Source organism: Mesorhizobium sp. M7A.F.Ca.ET.027.03.2.1 (genome assembly GCF_003999175.1).
Taxonomy (GTDB): domain Bacteria; phylum Pseudomonadota; class Alphaproteobacteria; order Rhizobiales; family Rhizobiaceae; genus Mesorhizobium.
Map to the genome: position 1 here is coordinate 1 of NZ_RZOM01000428.1, position 4818 is coordinate 4818.

Below are 4818 nucleotides of genomic sequence, written 5' to 3' on the forward strand. Positions count from 1 at the left end.
CCTCAAATGGTCACCGGAGCGCGGCACCACGATCGGCCTGACCGGGCGGACCACCGTCGAGCCCACGACCACATCGGGCGAAAGCGGCGACATCCTCTATTCCGGTCGCCTGACCGGCGAACGCCAGATTCGCGCCAACCTCACCGCCAATGCGGCTCTGGGCCTCGACTGGCGTGACTACATCGGCATCGATGGCCATGACAGGGTGTTGAGCGCCGAGGCCGGACTGACCTGGTGGCTGAACCGCTACGCCGGCCTCACCACAAGGGTGAGGACCGAGAAGCTGACCAGCAATCTGCCGGGCCGGGACTACACCGCCAACAGCATCTTCCTCGGCGTGAAAGTGCAGCGCTGAGGACTTGCGTGCCCAACGTGCGTTGAGATCAGACCGGCCCTTCCGCGGACCGGCTGAACATCGACATCGACTTAAGATGCGGCGCCGCGGCGCTCGGATGGCTTCATCTCATCGAGAAGCGTGCGGATCACACCGGCCATGTTCTCGTTCATGTCGCTGCGCCACAGCGCGAAGGCGACGTTGGCCTCGACGAAGCCTTCCGGCGATCCGCAGTCGAACGTGCGGCCTCGATAGTGGTAGCCGTAGAAAGGCTGCTGCTTTTCCAGCTTCAGCATGGCGTCGGTGAGCTGGATCTCGTTGCCGGCGCCTTTTTCCTGGCCTTCAAGGATCTTGAAGATCTCCGGCTGCAGGATGTAGCGGCCGTTGATGTAAAGATTGGACGGCGCGGTGCCGGCCTTCGGCTTTTCCACCATCTCGGTGATGCGGAAACCGTGATGCGTGTCCTCGCCGCGGCCGACGATGCCGTATTTGTGGGTTTCGGCGGGAGCGCATTCCTGCACCGCGATGATGTTGTTGCCGGTCTCCTCGTAGAGCTCGACCATTGCCTTCGTGCAGCTCTTCTCCGACTGCATGATCATGTCGGGCAGCAACAGCGCGAAGGGCTCGTCGCCGACGAGCTCGCGGGCGCACCAGACGGCATGGCCAAGTCCCATCGGTACCTGCTGGCGTGTGAAACTGGTCTGCCCCGGCGCCGGCTGCAGCCGTTGCAGGCGGGCGAGCTGGTCGTCCTTGCCGCGCTGGGCCAGCGTGTCATAGAGTTCGAACTGGATGTCGAAATGGTCCTCGATGACGGCCTTGTTGCGGCCGGTGACGAAGATGAAATGCTCGATGCCGGCCTCGCGTGCCTCATCCACCACATACTGGATCACCGGCCGGTCGACGACGGTCAGCATTTCCTTGGGGACAGCCTTGGTGGCCGGGAGAAACCGTGTGCCGAGACCGGCGACCGGGAAGACTGCCTTGCGAACTCTCTTCATGCTTTCAATTATCCGTTTGAGGGCCAGCTCCGCAATCCCCGTTCCAAGACATTTTCACGCCGGAATTCGGGACTACTGGGCAACTGAGAGGAATGTCCACCGGTAAAGCTTCGAAGCGTGTTTTCGTTCCCGGTGGCGCCTATGGTAAACTAATTCCTAACCTGGTTCGGCGATGAATGGTCTTTCCTGAGACAGAGAAGGAGGAAAAGATGTCCGTTCGCAATGCCGCAAAAATTTTTACCAGCGTCATGGCGGCAGCCAGCCTATCGCTCGCTCTGCTGATGCCTGGCCCCGCTTTCGCCGATGCCGGTTTCCGGCAGTGGGTCGCCGGCTTCCGCGCCACCGCCGTGCAGAGCGGCGTTTCCGGCGCCCTCTACGACCAGGCCTTCAGGAACATCAGGGATATCGATCCGGTGGTGCTGGAGAAGGCGCGTACGCAGCCTGAATTCACGGCCCCTGCCTGGGACTATTTCGACAACCGCGTCCATGACCAGTCGGTCGCCGTCGGCCAGCAGATGGCCAGGAAATGGAAGCCGTGGCTGGACCGGATCGAGGCCAGGTTCGGTGTCAACCGCTACATCCTGCTGGCCATCTGGTCGATGGAATCGAACTATGGCGAGATCCTCAAGCGCGACGACATCATGCGCAATGTCGTGCGCTCGCTGGCGACCTTGGCCTATGCCGATCCGAAGCGGGCGAAATTCGCCCGCACCCAGCTGGTCGCCGCGCTGAAGATCCTGCAGACCGGCGATATCGACGAAAGCCATCTGAGCGGATCCTGGGCCGGCGCCATGGGCCATACCCAGTTTATCCCGACCAGCTATCTGCACTATGCCGTCGACATGGACGGCAATGGCAAACGCGACATCTGGAATTCGATCCCCGATGCGCTGGCGACATCAGCCAATTTGTTGAAGAAGAATGGCTGGCAGGCCGGCAAGACCTGGGGCTATGAGGTTGCTTTGCCCGCTGGAAAGCTTCCCGGCGGCTCGAAAACACTGTCGCAATGGCAGGCGCTCGGCGTGGTCAGGGCCAACGGCAAGCCGTTCAAGAACGGCTCCGACAAGGCGACGCTGAAGGTGCCGGACGGCCGCAACGGGCCGGCCTTCCTGATGATCAAGAATTTCACGGTCATCAAAGCCTACAATAACGCCGACAAATACGCGCTGGCCGTCGGCCTTCTTGCCGACGAAATCGCCGGCTCCAGCGGTCTCGTGCAGGACTGGAAGCGGCCTTTCACCAAGCTCACTTTCGAGGAAAGGCAGGAGCTGCAGCAGCGGCTTTCCCAACATGGCCTTTATGACGGCAAGTTCGACGGCAAGATCGGCGACGGCTCGAAATCAGCCATCTTGGCCTTCCAGGCCAAGGCCGGCTTGACCCAGGACGGTTACCCGAGCATGGAAGTGCTGAAGTGGCTCAGGCAGAAATAGAGCCGCCTGCGCTGCCGCGCGGCCTTTCGGGCGCGCAAAGGACACTGTAGCAATCTGGTTGGCGCGGCATTTGCTGCGCCAAGGGATGGAGGAAACGATTGGCTTCGGCTGCGCGCATCGCAGGGCTTGTTCGTCGCATGCCGGTGCTCATCCTGGCCTTGATCGTGCTCGCCGTCGGTGTGGCTGGCGCCTTTCATGCGCCGGCCATGGCGCAGGAGCAGCAAAACCGCGGCTGGTCGCTGCGCGACCTTCTGTTCCCGCGCCGCAGCGAGCGGATCGAGCCGCCGCAGGACATCCAGAAGCCGAGGCCCAGGCCCAAAGCGAAAAAACCCCGCGCCCCGCGCCCGCCCGCGGAACCGGAAATCCCGGTGGTCGACAAGGCACCGGACGCCCGCACCGTGCTGGTGGTCGGAGACTTCATGGCGGCCGGCCTCGCCGAAGGCCTCGATACCGCCTTTGCCGAGAATGCCGGCGTCAGGATCGTCGTTCGCAGCAATGGTTCGTCCGGCTTCGTACGCGACGACTTCTACAACTGGCCCGAACAGATCAAATCGCTGATCGAGACCGAAAAACCTGCCGCCGTGATCGTCATGCTGGGTTCCAACGACCGCCAGCAGATGAAGGTGGGTGACGTGCGCGAGCAGCCCCGCTCTGAAACCTGGACCAAGGAATATGAGCGCCGGACCGAGGCGTTCGGCAAAGCTGTCGCGGAGGCAAAGGTACCCTTCCTCTGGGTCGGCATGCCGGCGTTCCGGGTGTCGAAGATGACCTCCGATATGCTGGCCTTCAACGACATCTATCATCAGGCCGCTGAAAGCCATGGCGGTGAATTCGTCGACGTCTGGGACGGCTTCGTCGATGAGAACGGTGCTTTCGTCACCAGCGGCCCCGACATCAACGGCCAGCCGGTGCGGCTGCGCGCCGATGACGGCATCAACGTCTCGAGGGCGGGCAAGCGCAAACTCGCCTTCTACACCGAAAAACCGCTGCTGAAGATCCTCGGCCTGACCGCGCCTGGAAGCGTGATTACACCGTCCGCTCCGGCGGGCGCACCTGTCGAGGCGCCGGCGCCGGCCGCGGCCCCCATCGTTATCGACCGCACCGCGCCGATGCTGCTCAGCGATCCGGCACTCGACGGTGGCTCCGAATTGCTGGGCGCGGCACCGCCGGCGAAGGCCAATCCGGACTTGCCCGGTGAAAAGCTTGTGGTCGAGGGCAAGGCACCGATTGCATCGCCCGGCCGCGCCGACGATTTCTCATGGCCGCCAAAGGCCGCGACCGATACCACGACCGCGATCAATCGTTAGTATCGCTGCACGCTCCTGGGTTCAGCGCGGGAGAACGCTCGACCCCATCAACGCCTCGTCGATCGAGCGTGCCGCCTGGCGGCCCTCGCGGATCGCCCAGACGACCAGCGACTGGCCACGACGCACGTCGCCGGCCGCATAGAGCCTGTCCACGCTGGTCTTGTAGTCGCGGTCATTGGCCTCGACATTCCTGGAGCGGCGGCTGTCGGTGGCGATCTTCATCTCACCGTCCAATTCCTTCGCCACCCCGGCCGCAGCCGGCCCGGCAAAGCCGATGGCGATGAACGCGAGATCGGCACGAATGACGAATTCGCTGCCGGCGATCGGCTTGCGCTTTTCGTCGACCTCGCAGCATTTGACCCCGGTCAGCTGGCCGTCTTCGCCGATGAACTCGAGCGTCGCCACCTGAAACTCGCGCTCGGCGCCTTCGGCCTGCGAGGACGAGGTGCGCATCTTGGTCGCCCAGTAGGGCCAGACCGAAAGCTTGTCTTCCTTTTCCGGCGGCTGCGGACGGATGTCGAGCTGGGTGACGCGGACCGCGCCCTGGCGGAAGGCGGTGCCGACGCAGTCGGACGCGGTATCGCCGCCGCCGACGACGACCACATGCTGGCCGCCGGCGAGGATCGGATGCGACGGCCACGCCACCGACTGGATCGGTTCGCCGCCGACACGCCTGTTCTGCTGCACCAGATAGGGCATCGCGTCATGCACGCCGCCGAGATCGTCGCCGGGAATGCCGGCCGCGCGCG

At 63.6% G+C, this 4818-nt stretch carries 5 protein-coding genes; 3 read left to right on the forward strand and 2 right to left on the reverse strand.

Annotated features, from left to right (window positions below):
- Window positions 1-355 (forward strand): outer membrane beta-barrel protein (locus EN750_RS18800; protein WP_145967762.1); only part of this gene is annotated, 355 nt, incomplete at its 5' end.
- 71 nt (window positions 356-426) lie between these two features.
- Here EN750_RS18800 and galU read toward each other — a convergent pair.
- A complete protein-coding gene (galU, locus tag EN750_RS18805; RefSeq protein WP_127270261.1) occupies window positions 427-1332 on the reverse strand; it encodes a UTP--glucose-1-phosphate uridylyltransferase GalU in 906 nt (301 codons plus the stop codon).
- Between the two features lie 209 nt (window positions 1333-1541).
- On the opposite strand from galU, the gene EN750_RS18810 reads away from it, so the two are divergent.
- Both EN750_RS18810 and EN750_RS18815 read left to right on the forward strand, forming a co-directional pair.
- Entirely contained in the window at window positions 1542-2762 is a 1221-nt protein-coding gene (locus EN750_RS18810; protein ID WP_127326637.1) for a lytic murein transglycosylase, read from the forward strand.
- 98 nt (window positions 2763-2860) lie between these two features.
- Window positions 2861-4069 carry a DUF459 domain-containing protein gene (locus tag EN750_RS18815; RefSeq protein ID WP_127397306.1) on the forward strand — a complete coding sequence of 403 codons (1209 nt, stop codon included), beginning with the start codon at window positions 2861-2863 and terminating at the stop codon, window positions 4067-4069.
- 21 nt (window positions 4070-4090) lie between these two features.
- Here the strand turns inward: EN750_RS18815 and EN750_RS18820 are convergent.
- On the reverse strand, window positions 4091-4818 hold a 728-nt coding region (locus EN750_RS18820), incomplete at its 5' end, for an FAD-dependent oxidoreductase (RefSeq protein WP_189526306.1).